This window comes from Pseudomonas sp. 58(2021), from assembly GCF_017491585.1.
In the GTDB taxonomy this organism is placed as follows: Bacteria; Pseudomonadota; Gammaproteobacteria; order Pseudomonadales; family Pseudomonadaceae; genus Aquipseudomonas; species Aquipseudomonas fluorescens_BT.
Window position 1 is genome coordinate 75,402 of record NZ_JAFGYZ010000017.1, and the last position, 18,222, is coordinate 93,623.

Annotated in this window: 24 protein-coding genes, 1 tRNA gene and 1 pseudogene; 16 read left to right on the top strand and 10 right to left on the bottom strand. The window is 58.1% G+C overall.

What is annotated here, in order from left to right; translation table 11 throughout:
- Nucleotides 1-74: 74 nt before the first annotated feature.
- Both aguA and J5M72_RS19915 read left to right on the top strand, forming a co-directional pair.
- Nucleotides 75-1,181 (top strand): agmatine deiminase, encoded by a 1,107-nt coding sequence (aguA, locus tag J5M72_RS19910; RefSeq protein WP_169428423.1) that lies wholly within the window; start codon nucleotides 75-77, stop codon nucleotides 1,179-1,181.
- A gap of 245 nt (nucleotides 1,182-1,426) precedes the next feature.
- The gene (locus J5M72_RS19915; RefSeq protein WP_169428424.1) at nucleotides 1,427-1,639 is read left to right on the top strand and encodes a hypothetical protein; all 213 of its coding nucleotides are present in this window, start codon (nucleotides 1,427-1,429) and stop codon (nucleotides 1,637-1,639) included.
- 64 nt (nucleotides 1,640-1,703) lie between these two features.
- Here J5M72_RS19915 and J5M72_RS19920 read toward each other — a convergent pair whose 3' ends face one another.
- Complete coding sequence (locus J5M72_RS19920; RefSeq protein WP_207866857.1) at nucleotides 1,704-3,794, bottom strand: TonB-dependent siderophore receptor; 2,091 nt, start codon at nucleotides 3,792-3,794, stop codon at nucleotides 1,704-1,706.
- A gap of 255 nt (nucleotides 3,795-4,049) precedes the next feature.
- Here J5M72_RS19920 and J5M72_RS19925 point away from each other — a divergent pair, with 255 nt between their 5' ends.
- The 6 genes from J5M72_RS19925 (at nucleotide 4,050) to J5M72_RS19950 (ending at nucleotide 8,749) form a co-directional block, all read left to right on the top strand.
- Nucleotides 4,050-4,718: a DsbA family protein gene (locus tag J5M72_RS19925; RefSeq protein ID WP_169428426.1), complete on the top strand. Its 669-nt coding sequence runs from the start codon at nucleotides 4,050-4,052 to the stop codon at nucleotides 4,716-4,718.
- Between the two features lie 299 nt (nucleotides 4,719-5,017).
- On the top strand, nucleotides 5,018-6,304 hold the full coding sequence (locus J5M72_RS19930) for an OprD family porin (protein WP_169428427.1): 1,287 nt from the start codon (nucleotides 5,018-5,020) through the stop codon (nucleotides 6,302-6,304).
- Nucleotides 6,305-6,536: 232 nt separating this feature from the next.
- Nucleotides 6,537-7,283 carry a 2OG-Fe dioxygenase family protein gene (locus tag J5M72_RS19935; protein ID WP_169428428.1) on the top strand — a complete coding sequence of 249 codons (747 nt, stop codon included), beginning with the start codon at nucleotides 6,537-6,539 and terminating at the stop codon, nucleotides 7,281-7,283.
- 79 nt (nucleotides 7,284-7,362) lie between these two features.
- Nucleotides 7,363-7,740, top strand: coding sequence for a GNAT family N-acetyltransferase (locus tag J5M72_RS19940; protein ID WP_096821986.1), 378 nt, complete (start codon nucleotides 7,363-7,365; stop codon nucleotides 7,738-7,740).
- Nucleotides 7,737-8,453, top strand: a complete 717-nt coding sequence (locus J5M72_RS19945) for an AzlC family ABC transporter permease (protein WP_085702720.1) — start codon at nucleotides 7,737-7,739, stop codon at nucleotides 8,451-8,453. Before J5M72_RS19940 ends, J5M72_RS19945 begins: the two co-directional genes overlap by 4 nt.
- A complete protein-coding gene (locus J5M72_RS19950) occupies nucleotides 8,432-8,749 on the top strand; it encodes an AzlD domain-containing protein (protein ID WP_169428429.1) in 318 nt (105 codons plus the stop codon). The genes J5M72_RS19945 and J5M72_RS19950 overlap by 22 nt, the downstream gene beginning before the upstream one ends.
- Here the strand turns inward: J5M72_RS19950 and J5M72_RS19955 are convergent.
- Nucleotides 8,666-9,592, bottom strand: a complete 927-nt coding sequence (locus J5M72_RS19955) for a LysR family transcriptional regulator (RefSeq protein ID WP_207866858.1) — start codon at nucleotides 9,590-9,592, stop codon at nucleotides 8,666-8,668. The genes J5M72_RS19950 and J5M72_RS19955 overlap by 84 nt on opposite strands.
- 459 nt (nucleotides 9,593-10,051) lie before the next feature.
- Between J5M72_RS19955 and J5M72_RS19960 the strand changes: the two genes are divergently transcribed.
- From J5M72_RS19960 to J5M72_RS19980, 5 genes are all read left to right on the top strand, one after another.
- A complete protein-coding gene (locus J5M72_RS19960) occupies nucleotides 10,052-10,342 on the top strand; it encodes a type II toxin-antitoxin system RelB/DinJ family antitoxin (protein ID WP_085712741.1) in 291 nt (96 codons plus the stop codon).
- A complete protein-coding gene (locus J5M72_RS19965) occupies nucleotides 10,308-10,622 on the top strand; it encodes a type II toxin-antitoxin system YafQ family toxin (RefSeq protein ID WP_169428431.1) in 315 nt (104 codons plus the stop codon). Before J5M72_RS19960 ends, J5M72_RS19965 begins: the two co-directional genes overlap by 35 nt.
- A 326-nt stretch (nucleotides 10,623-10,948) precedes the next feature.
- The gene (locus J5M72_RS19970; RefSeq protein ID WP_007952610.1) at nucleotides 10,949-11,167 is read left to right on the top strand and encodes a 4-oxalocrotonate tautomerase family protein; all 219 of its coding nucleotides are present in this window, start codon (nucleotides 10,949-10,951) and stop codon (nucleotides 11,165-11,167) included.
- Entirely contained in the window at nucleotides 11,164-11,808 is a 645-nt protein-coding gene (locus J5M72_RS19975; protein WP_169428432.1) for a DsbA family oxidoreductase, read from the top strand. Before J5M72_RS19970 ends, J5M72_RS19975 begins: the two co-directional genes overlap by 4 nt.
- 33 nt (nucleotides 11,809-11,841) lie before the next feature.
- Complete coding sequence (locus J5M72_RS19980) at nucleotides 11,842-12,552, top strand: SDR family NAD(P)-dependent oxidoreductase (protein ID WP_207866859.1); 711 nt, start codon at nucleotides 11,842-11,844, stop codon at nucleotides 12,550-12,552.
- 58 nt (nucleotides 12,553-12,610) lie between these two features.
- On the opposite strand, the gene J5M72_RS19985 is transcribed toward J5M72_RS19980, so the two are convergent.
- Nucleotides 12,611-12,853 carry a DUF3077 domain-containing protein gene (locus J5M72_RS19985; protein WP_207866888.1) on the bottom strand — a complete coding sequence of 81 codons (243 nt, stop codon included), beginning with the start codon at nucleotides 12,851-12,853 and terminating at the stop codon, nucleotides 12,611-12,613.
- Between the two features lie 7 nt (nucleotides 12,854-12,860).
- Between J5M72_RS19985 and J5M72_RS28985 the strand changes: the two are divergent.
- Both J5M72_RS28985 and J5M72_RS19990 read left to right on the top strand, forming a co-directional pair.
- Nucleotides 12,861-12,959, top strand: a pseudogene (locus J5M72_RS28985) (transcriptional regulator); the annotation flags it as partial.
- Entirely contained in the window at nucleotides 12,949-13,233 is a 285-nt protein-coding gene (locus J5M72_RS19990; RefSeq protein WP_207866860.1) for a helix-turn-helix domain-containing protein, read from the top strand. The pseudogene J5M72_RS28985 and the gene J5M72_RS19990, both read left to right, overlap by 11 nt.
- 38 nt (nucleotides 13,234-13,271) lie before the next feature.
- On the opposite strand, the gene J5M72_RS28990 is transcribed toward J5M72_RS19990, so the two are convergent.
- Both J5M72_RS28990 and J5M72_RS29250 read right to left on the bottom strand, forming a co-directional pair.
- On the bottom strand, nucleotides 13,272-13,538 hold the full coding sequence (locus J5M72_RS28990) for a DNA cytosine methyltransferase (RefSeq protein WP_243433404.1): 267 nt from the start codon (nucleotides 13,536-13,538) through the stop codon (nucleotides 13,272-13,274).
- Nucleotides 13,539-13,685, bottom strand: a complete 147-nt coding sequence (locus J5M72_RS29250) for a Com family DNA-binding transcriptional regulator (protein ID WP_207866861.1) — start codon at nucleotides 13,683-13,685, stop codon at nucleotides 13,539-13,541.
- A 147-nt stretch (nucleotides 13,686-13,832) separates the two neighbouring features.
- On the opposite strand from J5M72_RS29250, the gene J5M72_RS20005 reads away from it, so the two are divergent.
- Nucleotides 13,833-14,060 carry a hypothetical protein gene (locus J5M72_RS20005; protein ID WP_207866862.1) on the top strand — a complete coding sequence of 76 codons (228 nt, stop codon included), beginning with the start codon at nucleotides 13,833-13,835 and terminating at the stop codon, nucleotides 14,058-14,060.
- 201 nt (nucleotides 14,061-14,261) lie between these two features.
- On the opposite strand, the gene J5M72_RS20010 is transcribed toward J5M72_RS20005, so the two are convergent.
- From J5M72_RS20010 to J5M72_RS20030, 5 genes are all read right to left on the bottom strand, one after another.
- Nucleotides 14,262-14,337: transfer RNA gene (locus J5M72_RS20010), tRNA-Thr, on the bottom strand.
- 76 nt (nucleotides 14,338-14,413) lie between these two features.
- The gene (locus tag J5M72_RS20015; RefSeq protein ID WP_207866863.1) at nucleotides 14,414-15,229 is read right to left on the bottom strand and encodes an FkbM family methyltransferase; all 816 of its coding nucleotides are present in this window, start codon (nucleotides 15,227-15,229) and stop codon (nucleotides 14,414-14,416) included.
- Nucleotides 15,230-15,573: 344 nt separating this feature from the next.
- Entirely contained in the window at nucleotides 15,574-16,809 is a 1,236-nt protein-coding gene (locus J5M72_RS20020; protein ID WP_207866864.1) for a methyltransferase, read from the bottom strand.
- Nucleotides 16,790-17,479, bottom strand: coding sequence for an ABC transporter permease (locus J5M72_RS20025; RefSeq protein ID WP_169428437.1), 690 nt, complete (start codon nucleotides 17,477-17,479; stop codon nucleotides 16,790-16,792). Before J5M72_RS20025 ends, J5M72_RS20020 begins: the two co-directional genes overlap by 20 nt.
- Nucleotides 17,476-18,171: an ABC transporter permease gene (locus J5M72_RS20030; RefSeq protein WP_169428438.1), complete on the bottom strand. Its 696-nt coding sequence runs from the start codon at nucleotides 18,169-18,171 to the stop codon at nucleotides 17,476-17,478. Before J5M72_RS20030 ends, J5M72_RS20025 begins: the two co-directional genes overlap by 4 nt.
- Nucleotides 18,172-18,222: the final 51 nt, after the last annotated feature.

Genomic DNA, 18,222 nt, shown 5'->3' on the forward strand with positions numbered 1-18,222 from the left:
GTCGCTATCGTCCGTCGTCCAAACCTGTTCGGCGCGTTGAACAACCTCGACCGTTCCCTGGAGTCCTGATCGACATGACCACCTTGAAAAGTACCCCACGCGCCGATGGCTTCTACATGCCGGCCGAGTGGGCGCCGCAAACCCAGACCTGGATGATCTGGCCCGAGCGTCCGGACAACTGGCGTCTGGGCGGCAAGCCGGCGCAGGTCGCTCATGCTGCCGTGGCCAAGGCCATCGCGCGTTTCGAACCGGTGACCGTGGCGGTGTCCGCCGGCCAGTACGAAAATGCTCGCGCGCGCCTTGATGTGCCGAATATCCGCGTGGTCGAGATGTCCAGCGATGACGCCTGGGTCCGCGACAGCGGCCCGACCTTCGTGATCAACAACAGCGGCGAAGTGCGCGGTGTGAACTGGGACTTCAACGCCTGGGGCGGTTTTGACGGAGGCCTGTATTCGCCGTGGAACCGCGATTCCCAGGTCGGCGGCAAGATCCTCGAAATCGAGCGCAGCCCGCGTTATCGCACCGAAGGCTTCGTGCTCGAAGGCGGCTCGATTCACGTCGACGGCGAAGGCACCCTGATCACCACCGAAGAATGCCTGCTCAACCGCAATCGCAACCCGCACCTGGGTCGTGAAGAAATCGAAGCGGTGCTGCGCGACAACCTGTCCGTGGACAAGATCATCTGGCTACCGGATGGCCTGTTCAACGACGAAACCGACGGCCATGTGGATAACTTCTGCTGCTATGTGCGTCCGGGCGAAGTGCTGCTGGCGTGGACCGACGATCCGCAGGATCCGAACTACCCGCGCTGCCAGGCTGCGATGAAAGTGCTGGAAAGCAGCACCGACGCCAAGGGGCGCCCGTTCACGGTGCACAAGATGCCGATTCCGGGGCCGCTGTTTGCCACCGAAGAGGAATGCGCAGGCGTGGACCCGGTGGACGGCACTCAGGAGCGCAACCCGAGCGTGCGTCTGGCCGGTTCCTACGTGAACTTCCTGATCGTCAACGGCGGCATCATCGCGCCGAGTTTCGACGATCCAATGGATGCTCCGGCCCGTGAGATTCTGCAGAACCTGTTCCCGCAACACGAAGTGGTGATGGTGCCGGGTCGCGAACTGTTACTGGGGGGCGGCAATATTCACTGCCTTACCCAACAGCAACCCGCTCCGCACAAAGAGTGAGTGCAGATGTAACAGCTTGAGTTGATTGGAAAATCGACCGGGCAGTCATTTGTTGCCTACGCTTGAAGAGAAACCCGCAGCCCGTCAGGACTGCGGGTTTCTTTATATCCGCCTGTCGGCAGTTTCAACACATTGGCATAGCTCTTGTATCGCTTATGACGCACTAGGGAGGGGGGAGAACTTCAACAGTTCTGTCATAAACCTTGGATAACGTAGCCGCTCACGAACGGGGAGAGAGCGCGGAAATGAACGCCGAAGTGAACGTAATCAGCGAGCGGACAATGCATCCCATGGCTGTAAATAGTGAGTCGCTCCAGATTGTCGCGCACTGGTTGAAGTCCAATGGAACGCGTCAGATCAGGGAACCTGATCCGCGCCGGATGATGATCGAGCGTTACCCCGCTGGCCTGTTCAGCGAGGCCGAATTGGACGCATTGTGGGATGTGATGGAAGGATAAGAAGAATAGACAAGGATTGTAAAAAGCGCTGCCGGGATGGCAGCGCTTTTTTTATGGGCGTGAATCAGAAGCTGTAGGTGCCGGTCATGACCAGGCTGCGCGGCGCGCCTGGCTGGATCTGGAAGGCGCTGGTGGCCGACGCGTAATACTCGCGGTCGGTGATGTTGTTCAGCGCTGCGCGCAGGTCCCAGTCCTTGTGGCGGTAACCGACCAGAGCGTCCCAGCGCCCATAGCCCGGCAGCACGGTGGTGTTGGCGTTGTCGGCGTAACGCTGACCGACCAGGGTCAGGCCGGTTTCGCCGTACCAGCCCATCTCCGGTTTCCAGGTCAGGAACAGGCTGCCGTTGTGCTTGGCGACATTATTGACGCGTTTGCCTTCCAGGCCGTTGTTGTCCTTCTCGATGGTCGCGTCCTGCACACCGACGCCACCACGCACATACCAGTTGCCGACGATCTTGCCGGTACCGGTCAACTCGATCCCGCGCGAACGCTGCAGACCGCTGAGCACGGTCAGGGTCGGGTCGTTCGGATCGGTGGTGCGACGGTTGTAGAGTTCCAGTTCATAGACGGCGAGGGTGGTGCTCAGGCGATCGTCGAGCCAGTCGCTCTTCACTCCAATCTCTTTCTGCTTGGTCAGCTCCGGGCTCAGGTCGTTGGTATTGCCGGCTGCGCCTGGAGTGATACCGATCAGACCGCCGCCCACCGGCGAGAAAGTCTTGGTCCACGAGGCGTAGAACGAGTGGTTCTGCAGCGGCGTCCAGACCACACCGAAACGCGGGCTGGTGCTGTGGCTGTCGCGGTCCTCGGAGATGTTGCGCAGTTTGTTGGTCGACTCGATATCGAAGGTGTCATAGCGCAGGCCTGCCAGCAGTTGCCATTGATCGTTCAGGCGCAGTTGGTCCTGAACGTAGATCGCGCGACTTTCGACTTCTGTATGGCTGCTGCTCGACACCTGCATACGGCCGGTGTGGCGCAGATTTCGATCCGGGTTGTACAGGTCCAGCGATGGCACTGCGGAGCTGCCGCGTCCGGAGGTTGCCGCGTTGTACAGCGTCGGGTCGCGGCGCTGGCTGCCGGTTTCGAGGCCGGTCAGCAAGCGGTGTTCGAGGCCGAAGGTGTGGAATCCACCTTCCAGTTCGACGTTGTTGAATACGTTGCGGGTGGTCAGGTCCTGTTGCCAGTGCTGGCGGGTGACCTTGTTGGTCTTCGCATCGAAACCGGTGAGGTAGGTGTTGTCGAAATCGCTGTCGAGCTTGAACACACCGAGGGTGTGGCGCAGTTGCCAGTTGTCGTTGATTTCATAGCTCAGCTTCGAGCGCAGGGACTGTGCCTTGTCATCGATGAAGTCGTGATCGTTGCCGTAGGTCGTGTCTCGGCCAACATCCGCCGGACGTCCACCGACGCCGGGAATGCCGCGATCCGGCGTACGGTTGTAGCGGCTGTATTCGTACTGCACCAGCCAGTTCAGGTCAGGCGTAAGCTGCCAGCTCATCGACGGCGCAAACAGTTTGCGGTTGCCGCTGACACCGTCGCGGAAGCTGTTCTCGTCCATGTTGCCCATGTTCAGGCGCAGGCTGATGTTCTCGCTCGGGTCGGTGCTGAGGTCGGCGTACAGGCTGCGCAGATCTTCGCTGCCGCCCTGAGCCTCGATGGTCGAGCGGCGGCCGGATTCGGGCGCCTTGCTCACACGGTTGACGATCCCGCCCTGGCTGCCACGGCCATACAGCACGGCGGCCGGCCCCTTGAGCACTTCGACGCGTTCGATGTTGTGCAGATCGCGCTTGTACTGGCTGTCGTCGCGGATGCCGTCCAGATAGAAGTCGTTGCTGGCGTCGAAACCCCGGATGCGCAGGCTGTCGAAGCGCGTATCGCCTGCGCCGCTGACGTTGGGAATCCCGCTCAGGGCGTCTTCGATGTCATTGATGCCGTAATCCGCGACGTTGGCAGTCTTGATCGAATCGATCGCCTGCGGCACGTAGCGCACGGGGGTGGACGTACGGGTTGCGGTGTTGCTGACCTTTACGCGCGGGTCGTCGGCCTGCGCTTCAGCGCTGATCGAAGTGGCGGGAAGTTCGGTCGCGGAGTAAGCGAAACCGGAGGACAAAACGGCAGAAAGCCCAAGCGTGACGGGCGTAAGACGGAACGGGGCAGGCATTGAAAAGCGCATCCGAAAGGGTGAAAGAATTCAAACGCGCGGATGGTAATGCTTTGCATTTGCTTCCGTTAATTATTCCTGAAAGGTTCCTTGGTTTGATTGTGTCAATTTATTTCATGTTTGTGTCGGAGCGGACAATGAGCGCATTTGACCGATTGCCGAAACAGACTGAAAGCCATTCCGGCGTTTTTCCGCAACGACCCATGGACTAATGTGCCGGCATCATTTTTCCCATCTTCCAGCCGGAGCTTTTCGATGACTCTTCATTACATCTACGACCCGCTGTGTGGCTGGTGCTACGGCGCCAAGCCGCTGGTACAGGCCGCACAGCAAGTTCTGCCGGTGATCGCCCATGCTGGCGGCATGATGACCGGTGCCAACCGTCAGAGCGTTTCACCGCAACTGCGCAATTACGTGATACCTCACGACCGACGCATTGCCGAATACACCGGACAGCCGTTTGGCGAAGCCTATTTCGAAGGTCTGTTGCGTGATCACACGGCGGTATTTGATTCCACGCCACCGATTGCCGCTGTCATGGCAGCAGAACGCCTCGATGGGCGTGGCCTGGAACTGCTGGGTCGTTTGCAAACCGCACACTATGTAGAAGGCCGGCGGATTGCCGATGAGGTCGTGCTCGTGGAGTGCGCGGTAGAGATGGGCTACGAGGCGGACACTTTCCTCAAAAACCTCAAGGCCACTGATACCGATCAACACATAAAGAACAGCCGCGCATTGTTGGCGAAACTCGGTGGTCAAGGCTTTCCAACCTTTGCACTGGAACAGGACGGTCAGTTCACTCTGATCGATATCGGCCCGTGGCTCGGCAAACCGCAGGCCTTTGCACAGTGGTTGAGCGAGTCCGTTCCGTCGGCACCCGTGGTGCAAGCCTTGCCGGTCTGTGGCCTCGATGGTTGTGCGTGAGCGGACATCAAAAAACCTGATTACTGGCAATTCCCAGCACGCAGCCATCGTAAAATTTACTTTTATTAGACGATTTTTGCCTATTTAAAGACGATTCTTGAAATTGACACATTGTTCAGGGCGCGGCTACGATTCGGCCCAACGCCTGTGGCTAACCGCCATGACTCAAAATCAGGAGCAGGCCCGCCATGACATTGTCTTGAGCGGGTCTTTTTGTTTCGGGGTGAATAAAAGAGTGCAATAAGCGCCGTTTCAGCCGTTCGACACAGCGCGTTTCAACCCGCAATAAGGAAAACAAGATGTTGAACAAGCGAATCAGTTTGATCGCACTGGGGATGTTGAGTGCCACTTCGGCCATGGCTAACGACCAGGCCGAGTCCAAGGGTTTTGTTGAAGACAGCAGCCTCAAAGTGCTGCTGCGCAATGCCTACATCAATCGTGACTACAAAGACGGCAACCAGGACAAAGCGGAATGGGGCCAAGCGGCCATCGGTACGTTCTCGTCCGGTTTCACCCAGGGCACCGTCGGTGTCGGTGTGGATGCCTTCGGTCTGTACGCACTGCGCCTGGATGGCGGCAAGGGCCGCAGCGGTGCGGGCGGTATTGACTTCTTCAAGCGCGGTGACAGCGGTAACGCTGCCGACGACCTGTCGAAGGGCGGTGCAGCCGTCAAATTCCGTATCTCCAACACCGTACTGACCTACGGCGACCAGATGCCGGCCCTGCCGGTGCTGAGTTACGACAACGTGCGCCTGCTGCCGGAAAGCTACACCGGTACCTTGATCACCTCCAAAGAGATCAAAGGTCTGCAACTGGATGCCGGTCGTTTCACCGCCGAATCGCGTAAAAGCGCTGAAGGCCGTGACAGCGGTGGCCTGAAGTCGATCAACGTGTTGGGCGGCAGCTACCAGTTCACCGAACAGTTCAAGGCTGCGCTGTACGCTTCCGACGTCGAAGACGTGCTGAAGAAGCAATACGTGAACGCCAACTACGTGTTCCCGATCGACAAGGATCAGTCCCTGACCCTGGACTTCAATGGTTACCGCACCAAGCTGGACAACTCCTATGTCCGCGAAAACGGCGTAACCGGCGACGACAACAAGATCTGGAGCCTGGCAGCCACTTTCGCCACCGGCCCGCACTCGTTCACCGTGGCGCACCAGCGCTCCACCGGCGACAGCAACCTGGGTTACGCCTATGGCGGCTACCAGAAAGGCCAAGGTCGCGTGGGTGACGGTGGCAACACCATCTACCTGGCCAACTCCTACTGGTCGGACTTCAACGCTGAAGACGAGCGCAGCTGGCAACTGGGCTACGGCCTGGACTTCGGCGCATTCGGTGTTCCGGGTCTGAGCTACAACTTCGCTTACGTGCGTGGCGACAACATCACCACATCCACCAGCGAAGGCGGCACCGAGCGCGAAATCTTCAACCAGTTCAAGTACGTCGTGCAGAGTGGCCCGGCCAAGGACCTGAGCGTGAAAGTGCGTAGCTCGATCCTGCGTGTTTCGCAGAAATCCAGCGAATACAACGTCAGCGGCAACGAGTTGCGTGTGTTCGTGGATTACCCGATCAACATCTTCTGATGATCGATTGAAGCCGCGAAGCGCGTCAGAAAAACCCCGACTGGTTCGGGGTTTTTTTTGACGTTTTTTGCGAAAACAGCATAAAAACCCGTGTTTTTGTCATTTGAAATGCACTTTCAAGGCGTTTCAAATCGCGTTTCAAACAGCGCTTTAAATGCCTGAAATTCTTTCTCATGGACGCAAATTCTCCACCTAATAGATTAGGCCGTTCAATGCAGCGGAGAATTGGGTAATGATCGTTTTAACCAGAGAAGTGGGCGAATCGCTACGGCGCGACAAATACGCCAATGTGCAGGGTGCTGACTTCAATCTCTACGGTCATTTCGCCGACTTTGTCAGACTGACCAAAAGTTGGGAAAACATGGAGCCTGACAGTTACTACGGTCAGGCCGAAGCCGGCATGCGTTACCGTCGTTACAGCGACTTTGAATACAACCCCAAGACGCGCGAGCTGAAGCAGCTGGAACACCGCGCGTACGTGCAGTCCAAGGAGAACAACGCCTACGTGGGCGGCGTTGTGCGGCACTTCCAGGACTTCTCCGACGAAGTGATTACTTCGCCGGTGATGCGCAGCCTGATCGACACCGATTTCGAAGTGTACAAAAGCGTGTTGCCGGAAGAGTTGCACAATGAAATCTGGCAATGCCAGATCCATCAGATCCGCATCGAGATCAAACCCGGCAAACAACTGGAAATCACGCCGGAAGGCATCCACTGCGACGGTTACCCGTTCAGCGGTGTGCACTTCTGGGGTCGCAACAATGTCGAGGGGGCCGAAAGCCGCCTGTACGACATTCACGAGCAGCAACTGGCGTCGACCACCTACCAGGAAATTCTCGACACCACTTACTTCCTCGACCGCGACATGCGCCACTACGTCACGCCAGCGCGCAACACCCACTCCCATGCCATGGCGTACCGGCAGATTCTGGCGATTTCCTTCTCGCGGCCCGGGACCGCTTTCGACATTGTTCGCTAATCAGATCACCCCAATCGACGGCGTCGAGTGCTCGACGCCGGTGGTGCTGCGGCGCGCGACGGCCAAGGACGCGCAGCGCATGGAGCGTTTCTTCCGCCAGTTCGACGAAGTGTCGTTCTGCGAATGGCAGGATGCCAAATGCCTGCGCGGCGTGCTGATCCAGAAAACCACCACGGCCTATCTCGCCTTCGATGTCGAGGGCGAGATCGTTGGCGCAGTATTGGGCGGCATGCTCGGCAGTCGCGGCACGATCAACCATCTGGCTGTCAGCGCGCGCTATCGCAGCCAGGGTGTGGGGCAGCGGCTGGTGGAAGCGGCGTCGGCCGACATGAAACGGGTCGGTGTGCTGCGGATGTTTCTGTTCGTCGACGATGCTAACCTCGCGGGCAAGCGTTTCTGGACGGCCCAGGGTTTTTGCGAGCCTCACGGCGAACGGACATTTGAGAGGGATCTATGAATGAAACATCCGGCAGTGCGCCGCTGATGGTCGACCGTCAGCCATCGCGCACCTTTGCCGAAGCCAGCCCGGTGGTGGCCGGTTATTTCACTGTGTCGTTCGTCTTCGGGCTGATGGCGGTCAACGCCGGGCTGCCGCTGTGGCTGCCGGTGGCCATGTGTCTGTTCGTGTATGCCGGGGCTTCGCAATTCGCGGCGCTGGCGCTGATCAGCAGCGGTGCGTCGCTGACCACCATCGTGCTGACCACATTTCTGATCAATGCGCGGCACATGCTGATGTCGGTCTACATGGCGAAGGCCCTGCGGGCGCTGGGTCTGAGCCGCATGGAGCGCTGGTGCTATGCCGGCGGGCTCACCGATGAGTCGTTCGCCTTTCACAGCGTCAAGCTGGGCACCGGGGCGCCGGTGAACATCCGTTATCTGATCGGCTTCAACCTGTTCTGCCACACCTCGTGGGTGATCGGCGGATTGCTCGGGGCCCTGTGTGCGCAATACGCTTCGCACCTGATCAAATACCAGCTCGACTACGCGCTGACCGCAATGATGCTCTACGTGCTGGTCTCGCTGTGCAACACCCGCAACAAACTCATCGCCGCTATGGCCGCAGTCGTCTGCATGGGCGCACTGAGTCTGGTGGGCAGCTCGCCGTTCAACGTTTTCATCGCCACGTTTGTGGGCTGCGGAGTGGGTGTATGCCTGACCAAACGTTCCTGATCCTGGTGGTAGCGCTGATGATGGCCGTGACCTTCCTGCCACGGGCCTTGCCGCTGCAGGTCAACACCGAGCACTGGCCGCCCTTCGTCGCCCGGGCGCTGGAATACCTGCCGGTGGCGATCGTCGCTGCGATCAGCCTGACCCCCTTGTTGATCAAGGAACAGCACATACAGCTCGATCGCCCGGAATTCTATGCAGCGATTCCGACGCTGTTATGTGCGTATTTCAGCAAAAACCTCTTTCTCAGTGTGGCGGTTGGGACGGCTGCGTACATTGCGCTCGGCTCGTTCATGTAACGGCAGGTCGACCACGTCGTTCAACGCCTGGCCGGACAGATCCGGGTTGTTCACCGCCAGGCGCACTTCGAGGAAATCCTCGAACCCGGGGAAGATCGTCAGGCCGTTCTTCTGCGCGGCCTCGCGGGAGACCATGCCGACCGCGTCCATCTGCGTGATGAGTGACAGGGTCAGCGTTTCGCTGCAGGAGTAAATCGTCCGCTGGCTGTTCTCGAAATTGCCCAGCCCGGCGTCGAGAAAACGCAAAAAGCTGTGGGAATACGGGCAATCTTCTGCAGGACGCACCTGAAACTTGTTGCCAAGCAACGTCAGCGGATCGTTTTCCTGACCGCAATGAGCGCCGACCACCTGTACCTGCACTTCCGGCAGGACAATGCTCGGCAAGCCCGGACGCTGCGGGCCGATCAGTACCGCCAGGTCGAAGTCCTCGTTCTTCAGCTTGCTGAGATTTTCCATCGACTCGGCGTAGCTGAATTCCATCTGGTAGTCGGGGAACACATCGATCAAGCGCCCGATCAATCGTCGGTTGAAGTCCGGGTCCAGCGTGGTGTTCAACGCCACTTTCAACGTGCGCTGTCCCGGCACCTTCAGCGCCTCGACTTTCTCTTCCATCTGCCGCGTGGCAATCAGCACTCTGTCCATATATGGCGTCAGCTCTGTGCCTTGCGGCGTCAGCGTCAGCCCTTTGTTGGAACGGCGAAACAAGCGGAAACCGAACTGTTCTTCGACCTTGTTCAACTGCGCGGCCAGGGCCTGCACAGTCAGGCACGAATGCTCGGCTGCGGCCGACAAGGAGCCGGTCTGCACGATGCGCATGAGGTTGCGTAAGGTTCTGCTATCCATGGGTAATGCCCTCTGAAGTGGGCTGGGTATTGTTGTGTACGTGGCAGCCTGAACGGCGCCATTTGCCGGCTATATTCCTGTACCTGAGCATAGTTGTCGCGCAATTAGTAGCGAATCGATGTCCCTGCCGATGGCTGGAGGCTGACACAGGATCGGGGTTTTTGGTGACGTGGGGGTGATTGGGATCAAAAAAAGTGCACGGTTTGGGTGCGTCTGGGCAGATTCATCAAGAGAAACGACTGACAGGGTTCACACGTTATGCCTGCACGATGAGCAGATACATCTCAGGGGAATTGGCGATTGGGCTGATAGCAGACCGGTGTCAAAGCGGATGAAATAGTAGTGAGTTACGACGGTGGAGACCCGTGTATCAACTTCACATTGACCCAAAACGAATCCCCTGACCACAATGTAGAGGTAGCGCCGATGTAGCTACAAAATCACCATGAGGTAATTGAAATGGGTGCACTACTGAAAACCACCGATGTGCGTTGCCGCATTGATGAGGATTTGAAGGCGCGTGCCACTGAGGTTTTGAACGCTTGCGGGCTCAGTATTAGTGATGCCATGCGTCTGTTTCTTCGTCAGGTCGTGGCGACCCAAGGCTTGCCCTTTGAGGTGCGCGTCCCTTCAGAGAAGACCGCCCGCGCGATGATGGAAGCACGAGATATTCGCCAGCGTTTCGACTCGATAGATGAGATGCTGAGGGCTGCCGATGGCGAAACCGGAGAAAAGACAAAAACGCGCTGAGCGGCCTAAGCAGGCTTCACAAACGTCCGAGTTCAAGAAGTCCTGGGATCGTTACGAGCGTGCCGGGCGTCGAGATATGAATGAAGTTCGTAAGGTGATGGTCATGTTGTTTTTGGGCGAACAGTTGCCTGCGGAGTATGTGGATCATGCTCTAAACGGTGATTGGACTGGATTTCGCGAGTGTCACATCGGCGGTGACTTTTTGATGATTTACGAAAACACACGCCCAGATTTGATCACCTTCGTTGACTTGGGTACTCATTCCGAACTGTTCAAATAGCGCGCACAAAAAAGCCGACATCGCTGTCGGCTTTTTTGTTGAAGTCGCTCGATATTGTGCTCCCTCAAGCAGGGGAGAAGAGGTCGCACCCGAACGCTGATTTTCAGGTCATCAACGGGGTTCCTAACGCCGGCTATCGCCACCTGATGGCAGCCGGTTTCGCGCTCTTGAGGGGATTCTCTGTCACTGAACTTCGGCTTGTCAATTCATTACACCACCTCACAAATGAAGTACCCCACCCCTACTTTTTCCCCTCCCGGCACACGCCTACATTGAGCTCCAACACCTGACCATCATCCCGAGGGCAGGTCACTGGAGTAGTCGTCATGCCATTTGTCAGCGTACGCATCACCCGCGACGGCGTTACCCGCGAGCAGAAAGCTCAGGTGATCGCCGAAATCACTGAAACCCTGGAGCGCGTCCTCAACAAACGCCCGGACCTGACCCACATCGTGATCGAAGAAGTCGACACCGATAACTGGGGCTACGCCGGCATCACCACCACCGAATACCGCCGACAGCTGGCGGAACGGGGCCAGTCATGACCCCGACCGTGACCATCGATTTCGTTTCCGACGTGGTGTGCCCCTGGTGCGCACTCGGGGCGACGGCGCTGGAGCAGGCGATCGGCAATCTGGCCGGCGAGGTTTCGGTGGAGCTGACCTACAAGCCCTTCGAACTCAACCCGGACATGCCCGCCGAAGGTGAACCGGCGGTGCAGCACCTGATGCGCAAATACGGTCGCACCGCCGAAGACGTTGCCGCCGGCAAAAAGATGCAAATCGAGCGCGGCAAGGCCATCGGTTTCGAGTTCGACCTGGAGAAACGCACGCACTTTCACAACACCTTCGATGCCCATCGATTGCTGATGTGGGCAGCGCAGGAAGGGCGGCAAGTCGTGCTGAAAAAGATCCTGCTGCGCGCTTACTTCCGCGACGGCGACAACCCCAACGATCACCCGACGCTGATCCGTCTGGCGACCGAAGCGGGGCTGGAGGCGGCGAGGGCCCGCAAGGTGCTGGCCAGCGACGAATTCGCCAGTGAAGTGCGGCAACTGCAGGCGTTTTACCGACAGCACGGGATCAACTCGGTGCCCGCGCTGATCCTGAACGGTAAGCATCTGGTCTCCGGTTCGCAATCGGTCGAGTACTACGAACAAATGCTGAAACAACTGGCTAGCGCCTGATTCAACACCCACTTATTGATTGAGGATTTCATCATGAGCAATTCGAAAAAAACCGTCGTCATCACTGGCGCCTCCCAAGGTCTGGGCGAAGGCATGGTCAAGGCCTTCCGTGAGCTGGGCTACAACATCGTCGCCACTTCGCGCTCAATCAAGCCGTCGAACGATCCGCAAATCCTGACCATCGCTGGCGACATCGGCGACCCGGCCACCGCTCAACGCGTGATCAGCGAAGGCGTGGCACGCTTCGGCCGCATCGACACCCTGGTCAACAACGCCGGCATCTTCGTCGCCAAACCGTTCACCGCCTACACCCCGGAAGACTACGCGGCGGTGCTGTCGGTCAACCTCAACGGCTTCTTCTACATCACCCAACTGGCTATCGCCGAAATGGAAAAGCAGGGCAAGGGCCACGTCGTCAACATCACCACCAGCCTGACCGACCACGCCATCGACGGCGTACCCTCGGTCCTCGCGTCGCTGACCAAGGGCGGCCTCAACGCCGCCACTAAATCCCTGGCCATCGAATACGCCAAACGCGGAATCCGGGTAAACGCGGTATCGCCGGGCATCATCAAAACGCCGATGCATGGCGCGGAAACCCACGCGGCGCTGGGGGCTCTGCATCCGGTCGGGCACATGGGCGAGATCGACGATATTGCGCAGGCAGTGGTGTATCTCGATAACGCGAACTTTGTGACTGGCGAGATTCTGCATGTGGATGGTGGGCAGAGCGCTGGGCACTGATTGATGCGGAAACACAAAGCCCTCGCAGCGATGCGAGGGCTTTTTTGTGGGCGACGATTTATGGGCTTGGACTCAAGACTTTGACCGCGTCATCGACCAGTGCCTTGCTCAATTCCTGCAAATATTGCGAGGCACAGGCGTGGAGTTCCGGGTCGTTGGCGGCAGAAGTATCTGATGTGAGCAGTTTGGAAATGTGCAGCAGGTGGGATGCGTGGGAGAGGGCGGTGACGACCGGGACGCCGGGGTTGGTGCGGAAGAGGGCGTGGTTGGATTGAAATGAGAAATAGAAAAGGTGACAGATCTATTTTTCGATTTGGTTGCTGCTTACCTATACCAAGGCCAAATTCGACAACCTGCCCGTAGCCTTCCGTAAGCAACTGAAGCAGGAAATCAGCGATGGTCAATGAACTGGAGCAATTCCAGCAGGACATGCTGGACTCTGTCCGCCAAATGAAGGCGGGAAAAGCTGCTCGTGTGACAGAGGTGCCACTTTCGGCGGCTGCTGAAGCGCGAGCCAAGGTGGGCGTTTCGCAGAGAGCGTTCGCCAAGTTGATCGGTGTGAGCCTGCGGACGTTACGGGACTGGGAGCAGGGTCGCAGGCAGCCGACAGGTGCGGCACAGACATTGTTACGTGTTGCTAGCCAGCATCCGGAAGCATTGCGGGATTTGCAGCCAGCCTGAGGTGAAATCGTCTACGCACTGTTCCGACAAGAAACCGGCTATGCGATTGCCGGCGATCGGAGATGTGGACGAAATGTGGACACTCCAGAAACAACAAAGCCCCTGCATTTCTGCAGGGGCTTCGTTTTGTATGGTGCCGGCACCAAAAACTGAAAATAGATCTGTCCCCATTTCCAATCGGCAAGCACAGCCCGGTTGATGGGGTTAAGTTCGACTTGCCAGGCGCTGCGGTATCCGGCGTTTTCAAATCCAAGATCAAAGCCTCCTATGCCTGCGAACAGGCTGCCAAGGGTGGGTTGCTGCATTCAGGAACTCGTTGTTCGGGATGCTCGCGGCACGCTTGGGGGAGGCTCGGGGGCCTTCAGGTGGTTGAGTGTCCGGCAACGCGGGCACTTGATGTGTAATTCAGTGAAGCCGGTGGCAGCGGCGAGTTTTCTGCAACAGGTGGTCACATCCTATGTTTTGCACGTGCTGACCGAAATTACTGGAATAATCGATATTTCAGTTGGATCTAAAAACTAGTAGTTCTGACAGGTGTGATTGTGTTCAGGTTGGATGATGATTGGATTGACTGTCAAGTTTGATATGGGAGCATTATCATGGCAAAAACTCAAAAAATACTTATTACAGGGTTACAACCGATGCATGGAGATATGCACGCGTTGAAGAAAGCGGTTGAGGAGTATTTTGGGCTTCCTGTAATTGAAATGGCTTACGGCGCGGAAAAGAAAAGCGCAGCGGCTTACTTCGATGTTGATGAGGTCATAGGACGTCAACCACTGCTTCACGATGTCGTCGTTACACAGATTCCGTTCAGTAAGCGATGAGATAGCTGTAGAACGTTTGTAGAAAAGGTGACAGATTTATTTTTCTATTTTTCGATCACTTGTCAGTTTTCTGTAGAGCGTGGTGGCTATCACTGGCTACCGATGTCCAGCGCAAAAAAATCTCCCCCATTGCGGCAAGAGCATTCTTCAACCCCCAGAAACAACAAAGCCCCTGCATTTCTGCAGGGGCTTCGTTTTGTATGGTGCCGGCACCAGGAATCGAACCCGGGACCTACTGATTACAAGTCAGTTGCTCTACCATCTGAGCTATACCGGCGTGTGGGCGACGATTATAGCGACTCGGGTGCTTCTGTAAACCCCTGAATTCAGACTATTTTTGCGTCCTCTGCGAATCACGCCCGGCGCAGGACGTTGCGCAGTTTTTGTACAGCGCGCCAGGTGCGGCTGTTTTGCATGGCGCGCAGTTCGGCTTCGGCGTGTTCGGCGCGTTGCAGGGCGGTTTCCAGGGCCGGGTTTACCGGGTGGGCGAGGTTGTGGCCTTTGCACAGCTGGAAGTTGTCGAGGTTGCACGGTGGCAGGTCGAACGCGGGTTTGAGGTTGATGTGTTCGTTGGCGAGGAAGAAGCTGTTGAGGCCGTCGAACAGGACGTTGGTGTAGCCGGCGTCGGTCACCAGGTGTTCCCAGGTGTGGTCGCGCTCCCATGGGGTTTCGATGAGGATGATCCATGGGCGGAAGCGGCCGAAGTCCATGCCGCGCAGGACGGTTTCTTCGTGGCCCTCGACGTCGATTTTCAGGAAGTGGATCGGCCGCTCGGCAGCGTGTTCTTCGCAGATCGAGGTCAGTGTGCGTGCGGTGACGGTGAGGCTTTGCACGTCCATGCCGAGGTTTTTGCGCTCTTGCGCAACGACCGGGTCAGCGGTGGACAGGCCGGTGTCGGGAATGCCGTAGAAGGTCAGTTGGCCCGGCTGGTCGCTGGCCACGCATTGCAGCGTAATGTCGCGGGGGCGATGGTGGCGGAGCGAGTCGTAATAGTTCTGCATCGGTTCGACATTGATGCCCTGCCAGCCGCGATCGTAAAAGGCTTTGGTGACCGAGTCGTGGATCGGGTCATTGGCGCCGACGTCGATATAAAAACCGTTTTCAAAATACTGCAGGGCGCGCCAAAGGCGAACGTCCTCGAAATTCTGTGCGTAAGAAATGAACGTCACGGTCGCTTCCTGTCGGTCGATTTTTTCTTGTTCGGGCCTGCGCTACCTGCACGGCGTAGGTCTGTATAGCAAGGGTGGCTGGCCGGCGCAATTTTCCGTTCCCTGCGTCCATGATTCGGCGGATATGTCCTTTTGCTTGGGGGCTTATGCACAACAGGCTTTGAAGAGGGCGGGCTTAGAGGGGATTTTGTGAAAGGGTTCTCATTTGGTGCGCAAATCCCTGTTTTATCGGTTTTTTATTCATGTGAACAAAAGATGACCAAGGCTGTTAGTGGCCTGAAACAGGCGCGGATATGGGATCCAAGAGAAATCCATCAACAGAGTTATCCACAGGTCGTAAAGATTTAAGCGCGTTCTGCCAGCAGCAGTAAATTACGCGGTGTGAGCGGCGTTTCGCAGAAGGTGCCGAGACGTACGACGTATCCCTGTTCGGTGAGGAAAAGTGCCCGATCAAGATTCAGCCAAAGCTCCAGCGGGCGTCGGAACAGTCCGCGCAGCAATTCCAGGTTGCGAACTTCGGCCAACCGCTGCCAACCGGCGGCTTCGAGAGCTACCCAATCCGGCGAGCCGATTGTGGATAACTCTTTCAACGCTGCCAGGTCGCAGCAGTAATCGGCGAACGGTTTGTCCAGCCATGCGCTCGGCAGCGACGGCGTCGGCAGGTATTCGTCGGTGCCGCGCACTTGCCGCTGCAGCAAATCGAAAGCCAGCCGGCGGGCCATGGAAGTGTCGCGCTGACGTCGGACACGGGCACCGGCGGTGACGGTTTCGCTCATCGGCAGGGACAGATCTTCCAGCGACAGCTGGAGGGCAGAGTGCGAGCCGGCGGAAGATAACGCCTGATACTCCGCTTGATTGATCCGGTTATAGCAGCACGGTGCGATTGCCAACTGTCGGCAACCTGCGGCGCTGGCCAGTTGCATCAGCCGCACATGCAGATCACCACAAGCGTGCAGGGCAACAGGTGTGTGTTCGGCGTTCAGCAATAAAGCAGTGTTCGCGGCGAGTACATCCTGCTCGACATGCAGTGCGTGCAACTGATGACGCTGACTCAGTGCCTGACCGCTCGCGACCAGCGCTGGATCATATTCCAGGCAAGTGAGCTGCTGATCGGCACCGAGCAGACGCCGCCCCAAATGGCCTTTACCCGAACACCAGTCCAGCCAGTGCTTCGGTTGCGCGGCAAACGACAAGCGGCTGGCGAAGGCCTCGATCTGCTGCCATTTGCGCCCCGGTACATCGACATTCAGGCGATGGCCGGCAGCTTCCAGTGTGTGTGCAGGCAACTCACCCACCGCACTCAGTTCAAGCGACAACGCTGCCAATGAAGCAAATGGCTTGGGTGCATCCAAAAGTTCGGCAGGGTTGTTGTGGGCGTTTTCCGCCTCTTCCAGCGATCGTCCGCGTAGCCACGAAGCCAGCTCCGGGCAGGATGCTTCCCAGGGTAGATGCAGATGAGTAAACGGGCGGGGTTTCCACAGCGCCTGATGCGCCGTGAGAAATGTATCCAGTGCGGTGAAGCGGGCGAGTAGGTCCTCGCCCGTCAGCACGTAAGAAGAGTCAGCGTCCCTGGCACGCATCGACGCGCAGCCAGCGTTCCAGCAGTTTGAAACCGCGAACCAGCACGTAGGCCATCACCAGGTAGAACAAGCCGGCAGCGAAGAAGATCTCCACCGGCAGGTAAGTACGGGCAATGATTGTGCGCGCCATGCCGGTCAGCTCCAGCAGCGTCACGGTGCTGGCCAGGGCGCTGGCCTTGAGCATCAGAATCACTTCGTTGCTGTAGGCCGGCAAGCCGATGCGCGCAGCACGCGGCAGGATGATGTAGAACAGCGCTTTCGGCCGGGACATGCCCAGAGCCCGCGCCGCTTCGATTTCACCCGGCGGAATGGCCTGGATTGCGCCGCGCAGGATCTCGGCGATGTACGCCGCGGTGTGCAGCGTCATGGTCGCGGTCGCGCACCAGAACGGATCACGCAGGTACGGCCACAGCGAGCTGCTGCGTACCGCGTCGAACTGCGCCAGGCCGTAATAGACCAGGAACAGTTGAACCAGCAACGGCGTGCCACGGAAAAAGAAGATGTAGGCGTAGGGCAAAGCGCGCACGTACCACAGCTTCGAAGAGCGGGCGATGCCCAGCGGGATCGCCAGCAGCAGACCGGCGATGACTGCGATGGCCACCAGTTCCAGAGTCAGGGTCGCGCCCTGCGCCAGTTTCGGCAGCCACTTGATAATGACTTCCCAGTTCATTGAGCGCTCCTCGCGAAGCCGCGTGCGGCGCGTTTTTCCAGGAAGTGCATGCCTGTCATCGCCAGCACCGTCAGGCACAGGTACATGAGGGCGGCGACCATATAAAAGGTGAACGGCTGTTTGGACACGGTCACGCCGATCTGTGCGTGACGCATGATTTCTTCCAGGCCGATGACCGACACCAGGGCGGTGTCCTTCATCAGGATCATGAACAGGTTACCCAGACCGGGCAGGGCGATGCGCCACATCTGCGGCATGATCAGCTTGGTGAAGATCCGCCATTTCGACAGGCCCAGGGCCACACCAGCCTCACGGTGCCCTTTGGGAATGGCGAGAATCGCACCACGAAACACTTCCGTGGCGTAGGCGCCGAAGCACAGGCCCAGCGCGATGACGCCGGCGGCGAAGGCGCTGAGTTCCAGATCGGGATTGCCGAAGAACTCCCCGAGCGCGCGCATCGCATTGACCGTACCGAAGTAGATCAGCAATACCCAGAGCAATTCCGGGACGCCGCGTACCAGGGTCGAATAAGTGCCGCCAAGCCATTGCAGCGGCTTGTACGGGGAAGTCTTGGCCAGGGCGCCGAGCAGACCGAGCACCAGCCCGAGACACAGAGCCGTAAGTGCCAGTTTGACGGTCATCAGCGCGCCGGCGGCGAGCGCCGGGCCGAATCCGTAGAGGTCGATAATCATGGATTTCTTTTCAAATCGCGGCAGGCAAGGCCGGGAGCCTGCACCGTCAGA